The organism is Halodesulfovibrio oceani subsp. galateae (genome assembly GCF_055397225.1).
In genome coordinates, this window is sequence record NZ_AP042453.1 from 1,720,797 (window position 1) to 1,740,240 (window position 19,444).

16 protein-coding genes and 1 riboswitch are annotated in these 19,444 nt (G+C 44.0%); all 16 genes read right to left on the bottom strand.

The window, feature by feature from the left end:
* Position 1: 1 nt before the first annotated feature.
* Entirely contained in the window at positions 2 to 1,336 is a 1,335-nt protein-coding gene (tssK, locus tag ACZ5V1_RS07590; protein ID WP_160711038.1) for a type VI secretion system baseplate subunit TssK, read from the bottom strand.
* A gap of 4 nt (positions 1,337 to 1,340) precedes the next feature.
* Positions 1,341 to 1,826 carry a type VI secretion system lipoprotein TssJ gene (tssJ, locus tag ACZ5V1_RS07595; RefSeq protein ID WP_464391342.1) on the bottom strand — a complete coding sequence of 162 codons (486 nt, stop codon included), beginning with the start codon at positions 1,824 to 1,826 and terminating at the stop codon, positions 1,341 to 1,343.
* A gap of 1 nt (position 1,827) precedes the next feature.
* On the bottom strand, positions 1,828 to 3,177 hold the full coding sequence (gene tagH / locus ACZ5V1_RS07600) for a type VI secretion system-associated FHA domain protein TagH (RefSeq protein WP_464391343.1): 1,350 nt from the start codon (positions 3,175 to 3,177) through the stop codon (positions 1,828 to 1,830).
* Between the two features lie 11 nt (positions 3,178 to 3,188).
* Positions 3,189 to 4,193 carry a type VI secretion system baseplate subunit TssG gene (tssG, locus tag ACZ5V1_RS07605; protein ID WP_464391344.1) on the bottom strand — a complete coding sequence of 335 codons (1,005 nt, stop codon included), beginning with the start codon at positions 4,191 to 4,193 and terminating at the stop codon, positions 3,189 to 3,191.
* A complete protein-coding gene (gene tssF / locus ACZ5V1_RS07610) occupies positions 4,157 to 5,920 on the bottom strand; it encodes a type VI secretion system baseplate subunit TssF (protein ID WP_464391345.1) in 1,764 nt (587 codons plus the stop codon). Before tssF ends, tssG begins: the two co-directional genes overlap by 37 nt.
* On the bottom strand, positions 5,920 to 6,354 hold the full coding sequence (tssE, locus tag ACZ5V1_RS07615; protein ID WP_464391346.1) for a type VI secretion system baseplate subunit TssE: 435 nt from the start codon (positions 6,352 to 6,354) through the stop codon (positions 5,920 to 5,922). Before tssE ends, tssF begins: the two co-directional genes overlap by 1 nt.
* Positions 6,355 to 6,356: 2 nt before the next feature.
* On the bottom strand, positions 6,357 to 7,832 hold the full coding sequence (gene tssC, locus ACZ5V1_RS07620) for a type VI secretion system contractile sheath large subunit (RefSeq protein ID WP_464391347.1): 1,476 nt from the start codon (positions 7,830 to 7,832) through the stop codon (positions 6,357 to 6,359).
* Positions 7,833 to 7,871: 39 nt separating this feature from the next.
* On the bottom strand, positions 7,872 to 8,426 hold the full coding sequence (gene tssB / locus ACZ5V1_RS07625) for a type VI secretion system contractile sheath small subunit (protein WP_464391348.1): 555 nt from the start codon (positions 8,424 to 8,426) through the stop codon (positions 7,872 to 7,874).
* 940 nt (positions 8,427 to 9,366) lie between these two features.
* Entirely contained in the window at positions 9,367 to 9,981 is a 615-nt protein-coding gene (locus ACZ5V1_RS07630) for a TetR/AcrR family transcriptional regulator (RefSeq protein WP_464391349.1), read from the bottom strand.
* Positions 9,978 to 10,436, bottom strand: coding sequence for a C-GCAxxG-C-C family protein (locus ACZ5V1_RS07635; protein WP_464391350.1), 459 nt, complete (start codon positions 10,434 to 10,436; stop codon positions 9,978 to 9,980). The genes ACZ5V1_RS07630 and ACZ5V1_RS07635 overlap by 4 nt, the downstream gene beginning before the upstream one ends.
* A gap of 284 nt (positions 10,437 to 10,720) precedes the next feature.
* The gene (gene ribB, locus ACZ5V1_RS07640; RefSeq protein WP_464386552.1) at positions 10,721 to 11,365 is read right to left on the bottom strand and encodes a 3,4-dihydroxy-2-butanone-4-phosphate synthase; all 645 of its coding nucleotides are present in this window, start codon (positions 11,363 to 11,365) and stop codon (positions 10,721 to 10,723) included.
* Positions 11,366 to 11,471: 106 nt separating this feature from the next.
* Positions 11,472 to 11,613, bottom strand: a riboswitch (FMN riboswitch).
* A gap of 70 nt (positions 11,614 to 11,683) precedes the next feature.
* Positions 11,684 to 12,766, bottom strand: coding sequence for a GGDEF domain-containing protein (locus tag ACZ5V1_RS07645; RefSeq protein WP_464391351.1), 1,083 nt, complete (start codon positions 12,764 to 12,766; stop codon positions 11,684 to 11,686).
* 68 nt (positions 12,767 to 12,834) lie between these two features.
* A complete protein-coding gene (locus ACZ5V1_RS07650) occupies positions 12,835 to 13,500 on the bottom strand; it encodes a thermonuclease family protein (RefSeq protein WP_464391352.1) in 666 nt (221 codons plus the stop codon).
* 57 nt (positions 13,501 to 13,557) lie between these two features.
* Entirely contained in the window at positions 13,558 to 15,330 is a 1,773-nt protein-coding gene (gene rpoD, locus ACZ5V1_RS07655; protein ID WP_464386555.1) for an RNA polymerase sigma factor RpoD, read from the bottom strand.
* Positions 15,317 to 17,104, bottom strand: a complete 1,788-nt coding sequence (dnaG, locus tag ACZ5V1_RS07660; protein ID WP_464391353.1) for a DNA primase — start codon at positions 17,102 to 17,104, stop codon at positions 15,317 to 15,319. Before dnaG ends, rpoD begins: the two co-directional genes overlap by 14 nt.
* A gap of 35 nt (positions 17,105 to 17,139) precedes the next feature.
* Positions 17,140 to 19,440: an endonuclease MutS2 gene (locus ACZ5V1_RS07665; RefSeq protein WP_464391354.1), complete on the bottom strand. Its 2,301-nt coding sequence runs from the start codon at positions 19,438 to 19,440 to the stop codon at positions 17,140 to 17,142.
* Positions 19,441 to 19,444: the final 4 nt, after the last annotated feature.

Sequence of the window (19,444 nt, forward strand, 5' to 3'; positions counted from 1 at the left end):
ACTAACTCCTGATAGCCCAGAACTGCAGGTCAAGGTCTGGAAAATCACCAGCGACATGCAGAGCAAAGCCACTTGAATTATTCAGCATGTTCCAAGCTTCGTTACTTTTATCAAGCTGATAGTATGTGTATCCTGCATGGTAAGGTAACTGGCGAGGAGCAACCGGCAACGGTGTAACCGGAATGCCCGGAAGCTGAAGAGAAATAAGCTCTCGAATTTTCTCCACAGAAGCCACTTTTGTTTGCTGAATAAACTGCTTACGCAATTCATCAAGCGGCATACGCGCACGTACTGCCAGAATAAAATCGGCTTTGCTGATAAGAGACGGGTCCTGCACAGGAGCAACCATGAGGCCGAATTTGCGCTTTTGCAGCTGCAATGAAACGGCACGCGGCTCAAGCACAATGCTCAATGCCTGTCTGAGCATAGACATTACCGGAGCAAAAGAGCTTACCGGCATATCGTGATTGTACCCGGGAAACTCAGGCGGCATTCTGCTTTCATCTGTAAACGTTGCAAACTCTCCACAAAATGAAGAAAGCACTTCGTACAGTCGCTCTGGATGCAGACTGCGCAGTTTCGCAAGATGCTGTAACTGAGGCTGAATACGGTTAAGGGCCTGCAACAGCATAAAGTCTGAAACATCTGCAACACCGCCCTGACTAGGAGAACCAATACGCTGAGCTATGTTGCGTGCTCTTTCCCGCATAAGCCCTGCCACTTCACTAATGAAGCGATGCAGCATAGCGACTGCGCATACATCCAGATGGCACGGAATAAAATCCGGATCGAGATAGACGCTGCCGTCCGGTCGTTTTTCTAAAATTCTTGCGATTGCGATTGAGGCATACGCACTGCGATCTTCCTGTTCCAGCATCAACCGTAGTCGAACTGGACTTACATCGATGACTGTTAAGTCACCTTGGGGAGTATGAATATCGCGGGATTCGTGTTTTTGAACTTCAAAGCGGCTGGCACCTTTACTTTCCGGCCACGTTAACTCTGTAATCGAGTCACTGCGGAGAGGGATAGTCAGGTACACAATCTGGCTTGCCACATCGCTGGATGCAATTTCCAACGCTTCCGGCAGAGTATCTTCCTGAGGAATACGAAACGGTGTACCATCCGGCATAATGCCAGATGCGCTTTCAAGAGCGATGCGACCGAAACTTAAATATTCAGGGTTCAACGACAGCTCAGAAATACCATAGAGATAACGGCTTGCTGCAGTAACACGTGCATCGAGTAAATATTCGTTATAGCGTTGTTGTTGCTGAAAATGTTGAGGCTTAATAAAGAGCCCTTCGTTCCAGACAACGCGATTTCGTGCAGACATATAATTATTCCACTATGCTCAGTTTTACTTCGTCAGGTCCCAGATACACCATCAAGCGGTACAGTTTATTGATAGGCTGGACAGGAATAATCTTCTTCCACTGCACTTTGTTCGGCTCTGCATATTTGCCGAATACAGCGATAAAACGAGTATCGTCATCTATCTCAATAAACTCTGTATGCTTGAACTGTCCGGGAGCCAGCAGATAGTCAGAATCATCAACGTAACTGCTGCCGAGAGCATCGTCCTCTTCTTCAACCAGTTCGTCGTAACTGACGTCCAAAAACAACGAGTCATCTTCCAGCTGGAAAATCTGCACTCCAATTGGAGTCGGCTCACCACTGACGTTCTGGTTCACTTCTGTATCTGCAAAAACGCAGTACGAAATTTGTGAAGGAAGCTGCGGCAATTCGTCATCATCACCGAAAAACCAACCACAACCTGTCAGCTGAGTGAGCAGGCAGATGATAAGTACAAGTCGTAATTTCATATTATGACTCCATCTGCATTTCGCGTAATTTTTTATCGTACGCTTGATCAAAAATTTCCCAGAAAAGCTTTTCAAACCCTTTCTGTCGTTCTGAAATAAGCTCAGCATAGTAGCTGTTGTACATGCTCCATGCCCATGCTTCCTGCGATTCACTTTCATGCAAACTAGTGCGGCGATAGCTGGTGAAGCGCTTCATCAGCACTTCCGGAGAAAAAGCTCGGAGCACTTGAGATAGCGCTTCTGCTGTAGCAATCTGCACAGCCTCATTATGATTCTTTACTGTGCCAAGGCTCTCTTCAATCGCGGCAGGAGCGGCAAGATGTACAAGACTGCGTTTGCCGTCATACATAGTCTTAATAGTTTCATCGTACGGAAGACCAAGGCGGAGCGGGTTATCTTCAATAGGCTGAAGGTTTTTATTCATCACACCGTAACGGCTGTCTTCAACCTGTTGGTGCAGATTTAAAAGCCCTTTCACAGCAGACTGTAATGAAAGCCCAATCTCTTCTGAAAGCACTTGCATGTCGGCAAGATTTTCGCTTTTGCCGATGGATACTCCCAAACCGCGAAGCATAGGACCGGCCACAAAGTGTGATGAACCAGCATCAGTGCCATACCCGTTTCCGGCAACAGCCTGTTCTATTGATTCAAGTGCACTTTCATCCATTTCACGCCCCTTTGGTGATGCCTGCTGTTGCAATGAAATGGCAGAACTTGTTTCATAATCGCTATCAGCCTGCACAGTCACAGAATGACCTTGCCACTGCTGATCTTTTGCGAGAAGAAACGCAGAATCGTCTTCTGCTTTCGGCTCATCCAATGAAAAATCATCTAAATCCGTAGCAAGCATTCCCTCTAATTCATCCAGCGCTGCTAATGGATCATCCACCGCCCCGCTATCATCACTTAACGTTGAATCAAACGAAGTTTGCGCAACGCCGTCTGCTAAAAGTGATGAGTTATCGGAATCATCAAAAACCTGCTTCAAAGACCGAGTTTTACCAGCGAAAATTTCATCTTCATCGGCAAAATGCACCCGCATTTCGTACGGGCCGATTGCAACGGTGTCGTTATCGTTCAACTGGGCATGTTTACCCCAGCCGACAGGCATAGAAGCACCGTTTACGTAAGTTGCATCACTGGTATCGGTGATACAGAATTCGCCATCAATAACTGAAATTTTGCAATGTGAAAGGCGAACTTTCCCTTTCCTGTCACGCAGATTCCAATCATCACCAGGACTGGCACCAATAGAGCCGCCCTTAGCGTAAAATGTTTTTGTTGCGGACAACCCAGCTTCAAGCACCTGAGTATTCGTGACTACTAATGTGATACATTGTTGCTCTGACATCATATGTTCCTCTAAAGCCTAATCTGGATTCGCACGCGCCGATTCTTCGTTATGTCACCCATAAATGAAGACCAGCCTAATAACGCGCCGTACTTTTTATCGAGACAAATCGGGAACGCTTCGTCCGGTTTAAGTTCAAGCTCCAAATCATACGCCATCTGTTCCCGTAGAATAAATTCAATCAATGTACAGAGCGGCTGAAAATCTTTCCCAATGGGAAGAAAATCCCTAAACCGCTCCATAGTTAAGTCTTTCAAACAAATAACAAATTTTCCTGTGCAGTCGCGCACATAATTGCCAATAACGGTATCCTGCCCCAGCTGGGTGTTCTTTCTTCCAAGCAGCAACCGCTGCTCTGCAGGAATAGGCACATTACGCACCTGCCACTGCAAGATGGATACATCCGGTAAATCGAAACAATGCCCTACAATACCGGAAACAACCTGTGGAGAGCGGCTCCGTCCTGCAAGCATCCCCGCATACGCGAGCATTTTGCACCAGTTGATCGAAGTTCCACTTCGCATGCCCTTGTCGGCCAATCCAACCAGCGCAAATAACTGGCCAGAGAATGCATCCGAGGCATTATCCTTAAACCGGATATAGTACCTATATTTTCGCCAAATACGGTACACCAGCGACACAAGTCGGTGGTTAAAGAAGTTGAGAAACTCTTTGCGAAGCCCCTCGTCCCCTTCCGTTAAAATTTCTTCGAGATAATATCCCGGTAATGGTGACTGCGCCCCGTTTAATCCAAGAAACGTTGTTTCCAGACGGCATGCCCCACCCTTTATTCGTTCAATCCCCTGCACATCACTAGCTGCAAACCCCAGACTGGTACTCGAACTGAACAGCAAGCGACATGTGGATTCCCACTCTTCGCTTTCTGGATCAGAACCATCCAGCTTGTGCAGCAGCTCCACAAGCTGGTAAAAGTTGTATGACCGGACATTTTCCGGCAAGGCACACACTGGGCTTGCATCTAAATCAACGGCTGCATTCCCGTCTGAGTGTCCCATGTGTAGGTCTCCTGATTATCCGAGTTGATCACCACCAATTCGTGGAATGAATTGATGCTTGCATAGAGTGCAAAGAATCGGCTGAGAATTGTACCGAACAGATACAAATCACCTTCTGACCCGAATGCAGACTGGTTAAGCGTTATTTCCGAACGCAAACCTCGAACTGGAAGCCCTCGTAAAATCTTATCCACCGGCGAAGAATTAATGGTCACAATACCATCCAATCTATGACGGGAAATGCGCTCTGCCTGTCTATCGACTAAAGCTCGAAAGTCATACGCTTGCAAAACAGAACACAAGGCGTCTTTAGACAGTAGCGACATATAGTTCAAAGAAAGGTTGGAAATAAGTGTCCATAAAAGACTGCCATCCAGCACTGGGCGTAAAGGTGCGGTTGGTTCTGTAATATTGGAAAACTCAGCATAGGACGGTGAACTATCCGTGGGCACACAGATGTCCCCTTTTCCCAATTCAAGCGGGAGTTGCCTGTTTGTACACGTCAACTCCAGTGACACTGCTTCACTAAAATTCATACAAGCAGACTCATCACCACGTACGAATGACAGGTAGTGTTCAAATCCGTCGTTACGGATGCTATCTCTCACTCGTACGCGGTAATAGAGTGTGTTTCGATCCTGTGCGCGTTCAATTTCGTGCTGAAAGCTTTCAAATGGCGTATAAATACGCGCCTGACCGCGAACGCGGCCTGTTTGATTTTCCTGCCATCCCCGAACCTTATCGATACTGAAGATTTCATAGTGAGAAGAGAATCTGCTGGAAGGGACGATTTTATACTCAGCACTCTTACCATTCAGGTCGATAGGGTCTGCATCATGTGTAAACAGGTTAATGACAGGCGTGCAATGCAGCTCAAAACTTTCATCACGCACACGAACATCTGCTGGAAGTGTTTTAGAAAAACAAAAACGTACTGTTACGTTACCGGTTGTTTCCGGCGGCAACGTTTTGCCGAAGTTGTGTACATCAAAGAATAAGAACGCTTCCTGAAAAGCAAGATATTCTTGAAGGATACGGTACCCTTCGTACACGTTCTTCGGATACGGCAAAATGGAGTGAGCAGGATCAAACCCTACAGCTCTGAAACTGCTTGATGGCAATGAATACACATTGTCTCCAGCAATAATTTCAACCCGCTCTAAATAGTGGCTGAGCCACAAAAAGAGCATTTGAGCACTGTACGTTTGACCGCTTAAATAAAAGCGTAACGAATTAAAATCCACGCTCTCAGCATTGAGATCGCCCAAAATTCGTAAGTCCACATCAATATGTGAAGATTCACGAGTTGTGGTTGTTGTTACCTTTTCACGTACTATCGGGTAGATATCCAGTTCGTGACAGGTTCGGAACTGACAAGTCGTTCCGAACACAGGCACACTGTTCAATCTGGTTCCCTTTGCCACAGTCTGCCGCTCGCTGATTGCTTTTTCATCAGGAGTAAACTGTACAATACTGATGCTAGGAACAGGCCTCAGGTAGTTAGGCCAGAGCATGTTAATGATTGAATGCGTAAGCTCAGGGAACTCGTCTTCCACCTTTTCCCGTAAGCGTCCTGTTAGAAAAGCAAAGCCTTCCAACAACCGCTCAACATCAGGGTCTGTTGTACGGGCATTAAGAAAACGGGAAAGCTGAGGATACACTTCTGAAAAAGCGGCACCTTGCTCTCGCAAGAAAGCGAGTTCATCTCTGAAATATCTGTCACGCACTACTTTACTCTGTATGATCTGTTACTATCCAAGAAGAGGTCTATCTGCACTTTGTCGTGCATAGCGCCAGAACGTACTGTTGCTACAATATGAAATTTTAGCTTCAGCGGCGTTGTTGCGTCCGGTAACACTCTGATATCGATATCTTCCACCCGCGGTTCGTACCGCTCTATGCAATGACGGATTGCCCGACGAATCTGTACAGCCAAATCCTGACTACCGAGAGTTGCGTCATTAAAATCCATCAACCCGAGATCGGGTGCACTGAGCGATTCGCCCATACGGGTGTTAAGAAGCTGTGCGATATTTCGTTTTACGGAATCGACCACATCAACGGGGTCGGGACATTGCGTCACCGACCGAGTTGATGCATCTGCTTCTAGTCGTTCAAAGAAGCTTCCGTAAGAATTGCTCTTAGCGTGAAGATGAGACATTGCTATGCCTGATCGAGTCGGCCTACCAAGGACAATTCAAAATTCGCACCCATGTATTTGAAGTGAGGACGTACTGCGAGAGAAACCTGATACCAGCCTGGATCGCCTTCGATATCGGAAACTTCGATTTTTGCAGCGCGAAGCGGACGACGGCTACGTACATCGGAAGGTGGGTTTTCCTGATCTGCAACATACTGACGGATCCATGTATTAAGATCGCGCTCAAGATCCTGGCGTTCTTTCCATGAACCAATCTGTTCGCGCTGGAGCACTTTAATGTAGTGCGCAAGGCGGTTGATGATCATCATGTATGGAAGCTGAGTACCAAGCTTGTAGTTAGTTTCTGCTTCCTTACCTTCTTTGGTATTCTGAAACACTTTTGGTTTCTGAATAGAGTTAGCAGAGAAAAATGCTGCATTGTCGCTGCCTTTTCTCATGGTAAGGGAAATGAAACCTTCTTCTGCAAGTTCAAATTCTTTACGATCAGTAATAAGAACTTCAGTTGGAATTTTTGCCTGAAGAGAACCGAGTGCTTCATATACATGCACTGGCAAATCTTCCACAGCACCACCGCTCTGAGGGCCGATAATATTCGGGCACCAGCGGAATTTTGCAAAACTGTCTGTAAGACGAGATGCCATTGCAAATGCAGTGTTACCCCAAAGGTAGCTCTCGTGAGAGTCGCTAACGGTTTCGCGGTAATTGAATGATTTGATCGGGTTCTCTACTGGGTCGTAAGGAACGCGCAGCAAAAAGCGTGGCGCAGTAAGGCCAAGGTAGCGGGAATCTTCAGACTCACGCAGGGAACGCCATTTGGTGTAACGCGGGCTTTCAAAGATTGTATTAAGATCTTTCAAGTTCGGTAATTCTTCATAAGAGTCGATACCGAAGAAGTCCGGAGCAACGCTGGAGATAAACGGCGCGTGGGCCATAGCACCAACAGCAGCTACGTACTGAAGAAGCTTCATATCCGGTGTACTTGGAGAGAACGAGTAGTTACCAATCATTGCGCCGATTGGTTCACCACCGAACTGGCCGTAACCGGAAGAGTATACGTGCTTGTATAAACCAGACTGCACGGTTTCCGGTGCAAATTCGAAGTCATCAAGCAATTCTTTTTTCGTAACATGAAGCAATTCGAGCTTGATGTTCTCACGAAAGTCAGTTCTATCGACTAAAAGCTTAAGACCACGCCATGAAGATTCCATCTCCTGCACGCTGGCTTCGTGAAGAATTGCATCCATCTGCGAGCTGATCTTTTTATCAAGTTCAACAAGCATCTGGTCTACGAGAGTTTTGTTTACCGGCTCTTCTGTCTTATTAGTACCGATAAGGTTTTCAATAAATGCTGCTACACCTTTCTTAGCAACATCATAGCCTTCTTCATTCGGCGCAATTTTTGTCTGCGCCATAATTTCATCGAGAAGGCCTACCGGTGCAGCATTTTCTACTGCAGCAGTTTGTACTTGAGCGGACATAGAATAATCCTCTTCGCACTGATCTTCTTACAGTACGGGCTACTTGTCTTTCTTAGGAGCAGGCTCATCTTTCGGAGCAGGTTCAGCTTTAGAAGCTGCTTCATCACCACCACCAACTAACTGCAATTCAGCCAGCAATTTCTCGCGAGATTCCTGCGAGGAAAGCAAGTCTTGCATTCTGGTACGGAAGGCAGGGATGTTGCCGAGTGGGCCTTTCAAAGCGACAAGCGCTTCACGTAATTCAATCAACTGCTTCAGCTCTGGAACCTGATTTGCGATTGAATCAGGTGTAAAATCGCTTAATGAGCGAAAAGATAGATTAACTGGTAAGTCCACGCCTTCTTCTTCAACCATCAAGTTAGGCACTGATGCACTTAAAGAGAGGTCACTTTCAGCCATTACGGAAGAAAATGTGTTCTTATCTACAGATACAGTCTGTCTTTCTTCAATAGGAGTATCTTCAGGATGCCCCTTAAAGTCGCCCATAATAACCATTTTTAATGGTAATTCGACTTCTTCTTGTTGGTCGCCAGTGGCGGGAACGTATTTAATATTTATTCGCTCTTTTGGAGCTACACTTCCCTCTTTAGCCATATTAAGTTCTCCATCGACATAGTTTTGTGATTGAAAGATGCACTTGCACTTTCAAGGTCACAACATGTTGTTATTAAGAGACCATCATCATAAAAACCAAATACCAAACTGCAATAAGTACGTATAAACAGTCTGGCTCATTAAACGACGAAGAACTAACGTTCTGCATGTCAAAAAATGAATAGTTGTAATTACGATGTACAATCTAAATTTCTATTGCATGAGACATAGAAAAAGTTACAACACCGTTTTGGAATATTTTACTTGGTTCTGAGCTACAGAAAAAATAAGTCTTACTTTTTCAAAAAAATGCTATTCCTATTTTCTGCACTAAAAAAACATCCACATCGATATTTAAACTTCTATATCGAAGCAACAACTGCCCTCTACATTTAAAAAAATCAAACATCAATAGAAACTTCGATAAATCTTTAATTTTTTTCAGAAAACCTATTCGGAAAAACGTTTTTTCCACGCTTTTTTAATGAAAAATTCAGTTCTAAATAAAACTTCAAATCAATGCATAACCATCTGAATAATTAGTATATTTTCATGAAAAAATGCCTCTTCTTTTTGGACATAATTTCTTGAAAATTGTAAATCAGCGATTCTATTCCATAAAAACAAAAAAGCAGGCAACTTCTTGCTCAATGAGCAAAAAGTTGCCTGCTTTTAAGCAAGAACTTGCTAACTATATGTTTTCAGTTTTCAAAAACGCAAAACAATATCGAGTTATACCTTGGCATGTTTTTTGTTATTTATATGATACTGTATAAATTTGCTGAAAAAGAAAACAGATAGGTAAATTACAACACCTGAATATAAAAATTCAGGATGACATCCGTTCATTGTCATTCAAGACACATACATATTAAAAAAACAAGAACATATGCACCATTATCTACCTGCTTTAGCCCTTATCCACTCGATAAAAACAAGTTTAGTCAAATATTCCCTTTAGTAACAACTCTATTGCTCTGTTTATTCTTTCCCAACCGTCATCTTTTTCAATATCAATACCGCCAACACTGCCCGTTATTCGCGACTTAATGAGAAGATGAGTTATGGCTCCGCTCATGATAGCGATAATTGCGGTCAAATTTTCATCATCCGGAACATCCTCAAGAAATTCAAAATACTCTAGAACGGTTCTAATCCTGATATCTTCAAGTTGTTTTGTAAGCTCATTTCTTTCAAGCACTTCCCATGCAAGAATATCCAAGGTTACAGGGCGATTTCGAAGCGCCACAACAAATGATTTAAAGAATTCTGCGACTTGCCTGTCGGGTGAAAGTGCTTTCATTCTCTCAGGTTCGGAGCCAAGTAGCTCCTTAGCTGTTGGCCAAAAGTCACAGGTAGTACTATATTCAAGCACAAGGTTTGGGAGTCCATCAAAGTACCTATAGATCAAGACCTTATCTACACCAGCTTCTCTTGCAACCTTATTTACCCCGAGACCTTTAAATCCATCTCTCGCAAGAACTTTACCAACAGAACTGACTAACTGTTCCTTAGTCTGCTCCTTGCGTCCTATTGGCTTGACTAGCTTAGTCATTTTCCCTCCACCCTATTTTCAAAAAGTAATTCTTCTAAAATATCACTTGCATCGCGGACAACTCCTTCACATATCCCTGTAGATCTTAATCGGTTCATATCTTCAGAATTATCAGGACTTATGCCGTTCATTCCAAGAATTTTCCGACACTCTATGGTTTCTCTTCTTTTTTCGAAACGATGAGAAAACTCCTGAACGAGTTGAAAACAAAGGTCCCTTGAAAATTGATCTCTTGAAACACCCGCCCCGTGCCTTAAACCAATGACCATAAAAGCCCCGGAAACTGCCCCGCAGGTTAGAGCCTGAGCCATTCCCCCCGCGAAGCCACTTGATATTTTTAAGACAACATCCTTAGAAAGACCAAATTCTTTTGCATATGGCGCAATCACGGCCTCTGAACACATCAATCCATCATTAAGACAAGCAATAGATTTTTCTGTTTGAGTTTTAGACATTCTCGGCTCCTCGCAGTCTGCAATTAATACCAACAATGGTGCTCCACTCTAAAGTGTATCAAAAAAGTCACCACTGGTGACAAATATTGCAAAACTCAAAACTCATGTCAATAATTTACGACTTTGCGAGCAAAACCATCCGTGACATCTCAAGATATTGAAATTTTTAGTGGCTGAGGTAATCTAGCAGAAAAAGTTAGCTTCATCGTATTTGTGAATGTGCAAAAAAAAGACCGGACAATGTCCGGTCTTTCTCGTTGTGTCGTAGGGATTAGCGCTGCACCCTAAAGGCTATTTTCTTTTCTGTAGGCAACCAGATCTTCGATGGTAAGCATTGGCATCTCATATTTTTTTGAGATCTCAACAAGCTCTGGCATACGAGCCATAGTACCGTCTGGATTTGTTACTTCACAAAGCACACCACAATTTCCAAGACCGGAAAGGCGCATAAGGTCAACAGTAGCTTCAGTATGACCTCGGCGCTCTAAAACGCCACCTTCACGGGCACGAAGCGGAAATACGTGACCTGGGCTATTAAGATCTGAAGAACCAGCGCTACCACAGGATGCTGCTTTAACGGTGCGAACACGGTCTGCTGCAGAAACACCGGTGGTTACGCCTTCAGCGGCTTCAATAGATACTGTAAATGCAGTCTGGAACTGGCTGTGGTTTTCATCAACCATCATAGGTAAATCGAGTTGCTTAATTTTATCATCAGTCATGCAGAGACAAACAATGCCGCTACATTCACGAATGAGTAAAGCCATCTGTGCAGATGTAAGGTGTTCTGATGAAAAGATCATATCACCTTCGTTCTCACGATCTTCATCGTCAGTAACAATAACACCAGATCCCTGCTGCAAAGCAGCAAGAGCTCTTTTTACACGTTCCTCTGAGGTACCAAACTGATCAAGTAATGACTGATTCATTGAATTCTCCAAAAAGTTTAAGAATCGCAAGAATCAGGGCAAGTAAAAAGCAGTGCAAAAGAATAGAGCAGCATATATACGCTGCCAAAAAAGGAATGCAGGCTGCATTTAGTCTCTTTCATCCGGACTCTAACCGTCGGCTCTGGAATCACACCAGATCTGCTGACCTTCGTACAACGAAGCGCTCGCGGGCTTTCCTAATGAGGATTACCGCCGGTAGGGAATTACACCCTGCCCTGAGAATAAATTCGCGTTAAGAAAATTGCTATATGGTTCCAGTCGTTGTGTCAACATGACCGGAACCATTTTTATCAAATTTTATGCAACCTCACCGCCGCTGATGACGGTAAATGTGCAACTATTGTCTTTTTTTGTGTATTCAACAATTCGATTCCGCCCGAGATCTTTTGCTTCGTAAAGAGCAGAATCTGCAGCATCCAACATAAGGGCAGCTAAATTTTCCAACTCAAAGTCACGTGAATATGCAAACCCGCACGAAACAGTCATCTGCACATTGCGCTTAATGATACGTCCTTGATTGTCCCGAATCACAAAGTCATAGGTTTCAAGGCGTGACCTAATAGATTGTGCTATTTCGATAACGTCTGCCGCTGCATCACCAAACAACAAAATAGCAAACTCATCGCCGCCAAATCTACAACAACAGATGTCTTCATCATCATGACGCCTATGCGCGACTTCCTGCATAATTTGAGAAAAAGTCTGCAATGCCTGATCACCGATACGATGACCAAAACGGTCATTAAAATTCTTCAAGTTGTCAATGTCTAACAAAAGCAGGCAGAGCGGCGCATTATTGCTTTCCCATGCACTAATGCCCTCTTTCAAGCTTTCATCAAAAGCACGGCGATTGAAGAGCCCTGTAAGGCCATCTGTCTTACAGATATGATCAAGGCGCTCAGCATCCTCTTTCATAACAGAGATAACTTCCTGAAAAGTGCTTCTCAGCTGAGCAACAATATCTTCGGGATCTGCTCCACTGCGAACCGCTTCAACACTCTGTTCTTCCAAGCCTTCAACAGCACCTTTGTGAGTATAGACATTGCGTCGGAAATCATCGGCCAAATCGGCAGACTCTTTTAGCGCCTCTTCTAATTTTTTTGCATAGGAACTTGCTAAAATAGCTTTATATTCCCGCAAGACCGAGCAATAGGTTTCCTCTGAAAACTCTGCATTCTCAAGAGTTTTGATTAACAAATCTGCAACAGACTTCTTTTGTGCTTGAGAATAGTATGAATATTTCTGGGTGCTGCGCAGACATGAAAGCAATGAACGCCAGCGATCATCGCGTGGTACGCCCAAGCGCTCAAACAGATCACAATATTTATGACCCACTTCGAAACGGCAAATTCTTTCTGAAGGGTTATCAGAATGCAACATCGCCCCCTTACAAATACAGTTCAGCAATTTTTTTCTTATAATAAAAAGTATGGAACTCTATACGAATTTTATTTGTCTAAAATATCTGTATCTAGAGGCCATAGCTTACAAATTCGTGCTGGTGCATAGCCATTATAAAGTGCATCAACAGCAGACATAAAATGAACTTTGTTCTTAGTTGCAATGTCTTTAACAAACTTGCAATCCAATGCAAAGAAACGTTTACTTCGTCTATTACCAACAACGTTCCCAGCACTTTTAAAGTAAGTAATCACTTTGTCCCACATTCCTGTTCTTGCATTCATAGCCTTTCTCTGCATTTTCCCAAGTTCATCTATATATGATTGATGCTTTGCACCATGGGGATACACAAAAGCCATGCCTTTTTGAACAAGTAAGGCTCCTAGGTCTCGACCGTCACGCAACGTAACAATTGCTACTAATCTTTTATATCTATCTTTAGTAGTAATTTTTTGTAACATAACGGTCTGTCCCAAAACTGTATCAACTATAAATTTTTTAGCGTTAATTGAAAAGTACTGTTGCTTTCTTTTTTTATATTCCAGTTCTGGAGTATCGATAAATGCTATTCGTACCTTTCTTCCATCGTTAAGAATTACAGTATCACCATCAATAATAGTAGCAACAGTGTGAACTGTGTCGGCAAAAGACGTTGAAACTGTAATACAAATCAAACATAGAATTGCTAAAAGACATATTGTCCGATTTATCATAGGAACTCCAATAAAAAGCTAAAAAAAAAGGCGGCTTCAGTTGAAGCCGCCTTTTTTCTAGTTTTCGTAGTAAGACTTGAGAGTCTGACTTCGAACCGGATGGCGTAATTTTCGAAGCGCCTTTGCTTCGATCTGTCGAATACGTTCACGAGTAACGTTAAACAACTTACCAACCTCTTCGAGGGTGTGGTCGGATTTTTCACCGATACCAAAACGTTTACGCAACACCTGCTCCTCACGAGGAGTAAGGTCAGCGAGAACGCCCGCAATCTGCTCACCAAGTTTAGTGTTTACCACTTCTTCAGCTGGAGCAACTGCTTTTTTATCTTCAATGAAATCACCAAGGCTAGAATCTTCTTCATCGCCAATCGGAGTTTCAAGAGAAATAGGCTCTTTTGCAATTTTCAGGACTTTCTTCACTTTATCGATCGGATAGTCCATGCGTTCTGCAATTTCTTCAGGTGTTGGATCACGTCCAAGCTCCTGAACAAGATAACGAGAAGTTCTGATCAGTTTGTTAATAGTCTCTATCATGTGCACTGGAATACGGATAGTACGAGCCTGATCCGCGATAGCGCGAGTAATGGCCTGGCGAATCCACCAGGTTGCATAGGTAGAGAACTTGTAACCACGCTGATATTCGAACTTATCAACAGCCTTCATCAGACCGATGTTACCTTCCTGAATAAGATCAAGGAACTGCAAACCACGGTTTGTGTATTTTTTTGCAATACTTACAACAAGACGCAAGTTGGAACGGATAAGCTCCTGCTTTGCGCGCATTGCTGCGGTGTTACCATATTTAATACGCCAAAGAACTTCTTCAAGATCTGTAACGTTATGACAACATTTTTCTTGCAGGCGCTTCAAAATTTCGATCTTACCGAGAATCATTTCCTTAAAGGAAAATAACTCATCAACAGTAAGTCCGAGTTCATCCGCTGCCACAACTGGATTCACTTCGCGATCATCAAGCTGCTTGAACAGAATCTGAATTTCAGCCTGTGTTTTACCGGTTGAAAGAATATATGCAGAAAGATCACGTTGACAGTTATGCATCTGTCGCACGTAGTCTTCAACAGTCTCAATAACACGGTCGATAAGAGTTTTTTCCAGTTTAATATCACGAAGACGAATTACAACATCTTCTTTGTACTGGATAATCTCTTTTTGCAAACCGTATACTCTGCGATCGAGAGTACAACAATCATCGAGCTTGTCGTAAATCTTTCTTTTCTTTTTGTAGATGTTACGAATCTCGTCCAGAAGCTTGATAACGCGTTCACGCTGGTTAAGTTCGTCTTCGCTAGGATCATCTTCTTCGATGGTCTTAACAACGTCCTTCAGCTTAACACGGTTCTCTCTAAGGTCTTCACCAACGCTTACGAGCTCTTCAACAGCCACAGGCACTTCTACGAGTGCATATAATACATCCTGCTCACCAATTTCGATCTTCTTAGCGATAACTACTTCGCCATCACGATCGAGTAACGGAACTGCGCCCATTTCTCGCAAATACATACGCACAGGGTCTGTGCTACGTGATGCGTAATCAGTAGTTTCTTCTTCTTCGTTAAATTCAATAACGGTTTCAGAAGGCAGGTCGTCATCGTTGTCAGCATCGGCAACGGGAACTTCATCCTTGGCTTTGTCGTTGTCAACAATAGCAATATTCAACTGATCAAAAATCCCGATGATCTCTTCAACCTGTTCGGGAGTATTCACTTCAGCCGGTAACGCTTTGTTGACCTCTTCAAAGGTCAGGAACCCGTTAACCTTGCCCTTCGCAATCAAGGACTTGATTTGCTGGATGTCCTTAATATTCCCCATTGGACCTCCCCAAGGATTCTTTTAAGGCCAGAAGAAAATCCATCTCTGCATCCTGTTCGCCCCCCTCTGTAATGTGCCGCATTGCGGCGACTAGGGATTGCCCTTGCTGTTGGCGGCGAGTTCTTTCCAGGAACATACAGACATCGTTCAATTCTTCCTGTTCTTTTTGCATCGCAGCCGTATCTACAATACGGTGCTTAATCCAAAATACTTTTTCTTTACCTTCAAGGTACTCAGCGGCATCATTGCCGTAAGCAGAAATTTTGTTCCAGAGCGACTCAGCCCATGAGGACTGTAAAAGTTCTATCCCTCCATATTGTTCCAACGTGGACACATGATGAGGGTAACATACTACAAACTGCAACACTCGCTCTTCTAATGAAGCAGCTAACACAGGACGCGGTGCAGCAACCTGCAATACATCCTGTTTTTTCTTCCAACCACCGGACTTATCCCGTTTTCCTCGCTGCTGAAAGGAGGAGCGCGGTTTAGTCTGAGCGGCTTTTTTGGGAGCAACAGTCTGACGTAATTCCTTTTCATCCAGACCCAGTCCGGATGCGATTCGAGACACGTAAAATGAACAGAGTTCAGGCTGTTCCATGCTGCTTAAAAAACGGGTAGTCCAATCCATTACATCGCGCGGTGCGTACATGCTAACCGTTGCAGTGCAATAGGATAGTCCATCAGGAGATTGGGCAAGAAGCTTTTCAAACGCTTCAACGCCCCGCTCATGTAAAAAGCTGTCGATGTCTTCACCGTCCGGTAAAAGAACAACTCGACACTTCATACCTTTGGTCAGAATCATCTCACAACTTTTTAATGCAGCCTTGCGCCCTGCTTCATCACCATCAAAGATGAGGTCAACAGAAGAACAGAAACCGCCAAGTCGTTTGACTTGATCCGGAGTAAGAGCTGTACCGAGCACTCCACAGGCATTTTCAAAACCAAACTGATGTAATGTTAATACATCCATGTACCCTTCGGTTAAGAAGGCACTTTTGGTAGCGGAAATAGCTCTACGAGCTTGAAAAAGTCCGTAAAGATGCTCACCTTTTTTATAGATTACAGAATCGCTACTGTTGATATACTTCGCTTGATCGCTTTTTCCAATTATTCTACCGCCAAAAGCGATAACTTGTCCGGAAAGGTTCTTGATCGGGAAGATAAATCTGCCACGAAAGCGGTCATACATACGACCACGATCATTGCGTGACAAAAGACCAGCCTCAGCAGCCTGCTTTTGTGTCACTCCCTTCGCAACCAATGCGTCAGAAAGGGATTGCCACGAATCAGGAGCCCAGCCCAGTTCAAAGCGCTCTACAATCTCAGGCGTAAGTTTACGCCCTTTAATATAGTCTCTGCATTCCCGTGCATCGTGTTTCGAAAGATTTTGTCGAAAGTGATTTTTTGCAACATCATACATAGTATAACATTGTTTCTTAAAATCACGCTCTTCTTTCGCACGCGGGTCTGCTTTATATTCAGTAAGTTGAACTCCGGTCTCTTCTGCAAGCTGTTGCAGACCTTCTCGAAATTCTAAACCATTAACTTTGCAAAAAAAGTCAATAACATCGCCTGCAGCCTGACAACCAAAGCAGTAGTAAAAACCTTCATCTTCATTAATAGAAAATGATGGAGTCTTCTCCTGATGAAAAGGACAAAGCCCCATCCACCTGCCTCCGGCATGACGCAACTCCATGTAGCGCCTTGCAACATCGGCAATATTCAGACGAGCTTTAATTTCTTTTACAGCAGAAAAACCGCTATTTGTCATGGCTGATCCAGAATCGTTACGATACCCAGAAGACATTATCGCAATTCAACAATTGTCATTCCGTCACCACCTAAATCGGCAGGAGCAAGGCGGAATGATGCAACGGCTGGGGCATTCTTAAGGTAAGAATGAATCTCACGGCGCAACGCACCAGTACCCTTTCCGTGCACAACTTCAAGCTCTTCGGTATTACTCAAAAGAGCCTTATCGATAAAAGAGTCAAGTTCACTTATAGCTACATCAGCACGCTTTCCACGTAAGTCAACCCTAAAAGATGTTTTGCGTTCTGCTTTTACGGTAACCTGAGAGGTCTGAACTTTTGTAGTTCCATCTTCGGCAAAAGAAACATCATGTAAATTAACCCACATAGCAACGCCGGAAAGATTGATTTTGACCTTTCCACGTTTATCATCAATTTCTTCAACAACCCCTGATTTTTTCCAAGGATTATATTTTAATGTTTGACCAGGCTGAATTTCCTGCGGAGCTAATGCCTCCGCCTTAGGACGCTCAGTCTTGTCAGCTTCAACAAGTTTTTGACGAGTTTTTGCTAACTCTTTCAAAGCTTGCTTATGGGTAATTTTTTGTGTTTTTAAATCATTAAGAACACTCTGTGCTTCTTTTTTGATGTCTCCAAACAACTGATCACGTTCCCGCTCATAGCGAACACTAAGCTTTTTGCGACGCTCTTCAAAACGTTCACGTTCTGCATCAAGCTTGTTCACTTCGCGTTCACGCTCAACAGCCAAAGTATTGAGACGATCAATCAGCGCGGAAGTATCTTCGCCATCCATAAGCAGATATTGCTCTGCACGACGTAATACATAATCCGGCATACCGTGCTCTCGCGCCACATCAAGTGCCTGAGATGCACCGACCTGATCGTATGCAAGAGTATACAATGGTTTCTTTGTGCTTGGATCAAAAAGAACAGACGCTGCACGAACCTTATCGTTCGAAAGTGCGTATGCCTTTAACGCAGGGAAATGTGTCGCTGCACAAATATACGCCCCGCGCTCAAGTAGTTCATCGATAACAGCCTGAGCAAGCGCTGCACCCTGGGCAGGATCAGTACCTGCACCGAATTCATCAAGAATTACAAGCGTGCTGTCGTCTGCGGTATCCCAAATAGCACCCAAATTTGTAATTTGAGCAGTAAATGTAGATACATTTTCTTCAAGACTTTGTTCGTCACCGATAAAAGCAAAAATATTTTTCCAGAAAGGTATGGAGCTGCCTTCTTTCACAGGAACAGGTAAGCCGCTCATTGCCATGATCGCAATAAGACCGATGGTTTTAAGACATACAGTCTTACCACCCGCGTTACCGCCACTAATAAGCAAAGCAAACTGTTCTTTCTGAAGCTCTAACGTAACAGGCAGCGCGCCGCCTTCAGCCAGAGCAAGCAACGGATGTAAGGCATTAACAAGATGCAGATTACCTTCGTTACTAAAGTCCAGTGCAACACCATTAAACTTGGAAGCTAAGGCACATTTTGCAAGCAGAACATCCACTTGAACCATAAGGTCGTACACGCCATGCAACGCGCCAAAGTTGGCACGGACAAGACCTGTCAGAAATTCAAAAACCTTATGTTCTTCTTCGCGTTCTTGCTTTTTCAGCTCTGCAAGTTCGTTGTTGAGATCAACAAGGAACATCGGCTCAAAATAGCAAGTTTCGCCAGTTTGAGAGTAGTCGTGAATGATCCCTTGTACTCTGCCCTTAAAATTGCTTTTAAGCGGCAATACATAACGATCACTCGCAAGTGTGATGTATTCATCTTGAAGATATTGTAGGATGCCGTGTGAATTAACAAAATCCTTTGCTTTACGTGTACACGTCTGGTGGATTCGACGAATCTCCTGACGTATCAACAAAAGCTCAGGGGTACTGTTATCACGGATAAGACCATCATCCCCAACACAGCGGGAAAGTCCGGAAGCGCACTGCTCCGGCCAAGGAAATTTATCCACCATCTCCAGCAGGAGCGGCCATGGTGAGTAGTCTGTGCTTACACGAATAGAAGCCCGCAGATCCCGTGCCTGAACAAGCACCTGACGCAGTGCACATAGATCGTCGAGATCAAGCACAGCAGTCGGGGTATCTATAAAGCGGAACATTCCTGCAAGATCAGGAAAAGAAGAGAGTTTTACAGTAACGGTACGAGTCCATTCCTGCCCTTGTCTAAAAAACTGTGCAGCCTTTTGTGCGTCGTCTCTATTGGACACGGGAGCAATTGACAAACACGCATTGGTGCCTGCTTCCGAAACGGCAAAGTCCGCAAGGCGCTCAAGCACCTTACGGAACTCTAAATTGTGTATGGTACGCTGCTCCATAAAA

Excerpts from the sequence above, each read along its gene's own strand:
- tssK (WP_160711038.1), bottom strand. The coding sequence starts at position 1,336 with ATGTCTGCACGAAATCGCGTTGTCTGGAACGAAGGGCTCTTTATTAAG.
- tssJ (WP_464391342.1), bottom strand. The coding sequence starts at position 1,826 with ATGAAATTACGACTTGTACTTATCATCTGCCTGCTCACTCAGCTGACA.
- tagH (WP_464391343.1), bottom strand. The coding sequence starts at position 3,177 with ATGTCAGAGCAACAATGTATCACATTAGTAGTCACGAATACTCAGGTG.
- tssG (WP_464391344.1), bottom strand. The coding sequence starts at position 4,193 with ATGGGACACTCAGACGGGAATGCAGCCGTTGATTTAGATGCAAGCCCA.
- tssE (WP_464391346.1), bottom strand. The coding sequence starts at position 6,354 with ATGTCTCATCTTCACGCTAAGAGCAATTCTTACGGAAGCTTCTTTGAA.
- tssC (WP_464391347.1), bottom strand. The coding sequence starts at position 7,832 with ATGTCCGCTCAAGTACAAACTGCTGCAGTAGAAAATGCTGCACCGGTA.
- tssB (WP_464391348.1), bottom strand. The coding sequence starts at position 8,426 with ATGGCTAAAGAGGGAAGTGTAGCTCCAAAAGAGCGAATAAATATTAAA.
- ACZ5V1_RS07630 (WP_464391349.1), bottom strand. The coding sequence starts at position 9,981 with ATGACTAAGCTAGTCAAGCCAATAGGACGCAAGGAGCAGACTAAGGAA.
- ACZ5V1_RS07635 (WP_464391350.1), bottom strand. The coding sequence starts at position 10,436 with ATGTCTAAAACTCAAACAGAAAAATCTATTGCTTGTCTTAATGATGGA.
- ribB (WP_464386552.1), bottom strand. The coding sequence starts at position 11,365 with ATGAATCAGTCATTACTTGATCAGTTTGGTACCTCAGAGGAACGTGTA.
- ACZ5V1_RS07645 (WP_464391351.1), bottom strand. The coding sequence starts at position 12,766 with ATGTTGCATTCTGATAACCCTTCAGAAAGAATTTGCCGTTTCGAAGTG.
- ACZ5V1_RS07650 (WP_464391352.1), bottom strand. The coding sequence starts at position 13,500 with ATGATAAATCGGACAATATGTCTTTTAGCAATTCTATGTTTGATTTGT.
- rpoD (WP_464386555.1), bottom strand. The coding sequence starts at position 15,330 with ATGGGGAATATTAAGGACATCCAGCAAATCAAGTCCTTGATTGCGAAG.
- dnaG (WP_464391353.1), bottom strand. The coding sequence starts at position 17,104 with ATGACAAATAGCGGTTTTTCTGCTGTAAAAGAAATTAAAGCTCGTCTG.
- ACZ5V1_RS07665 (WP_464391354.1), bottom strand. The coding sequence starts at position 19,440 with ATGGAGCAGCGTACCATACACAATTTAGAGTTCCGTAAGGTGCTTGAG.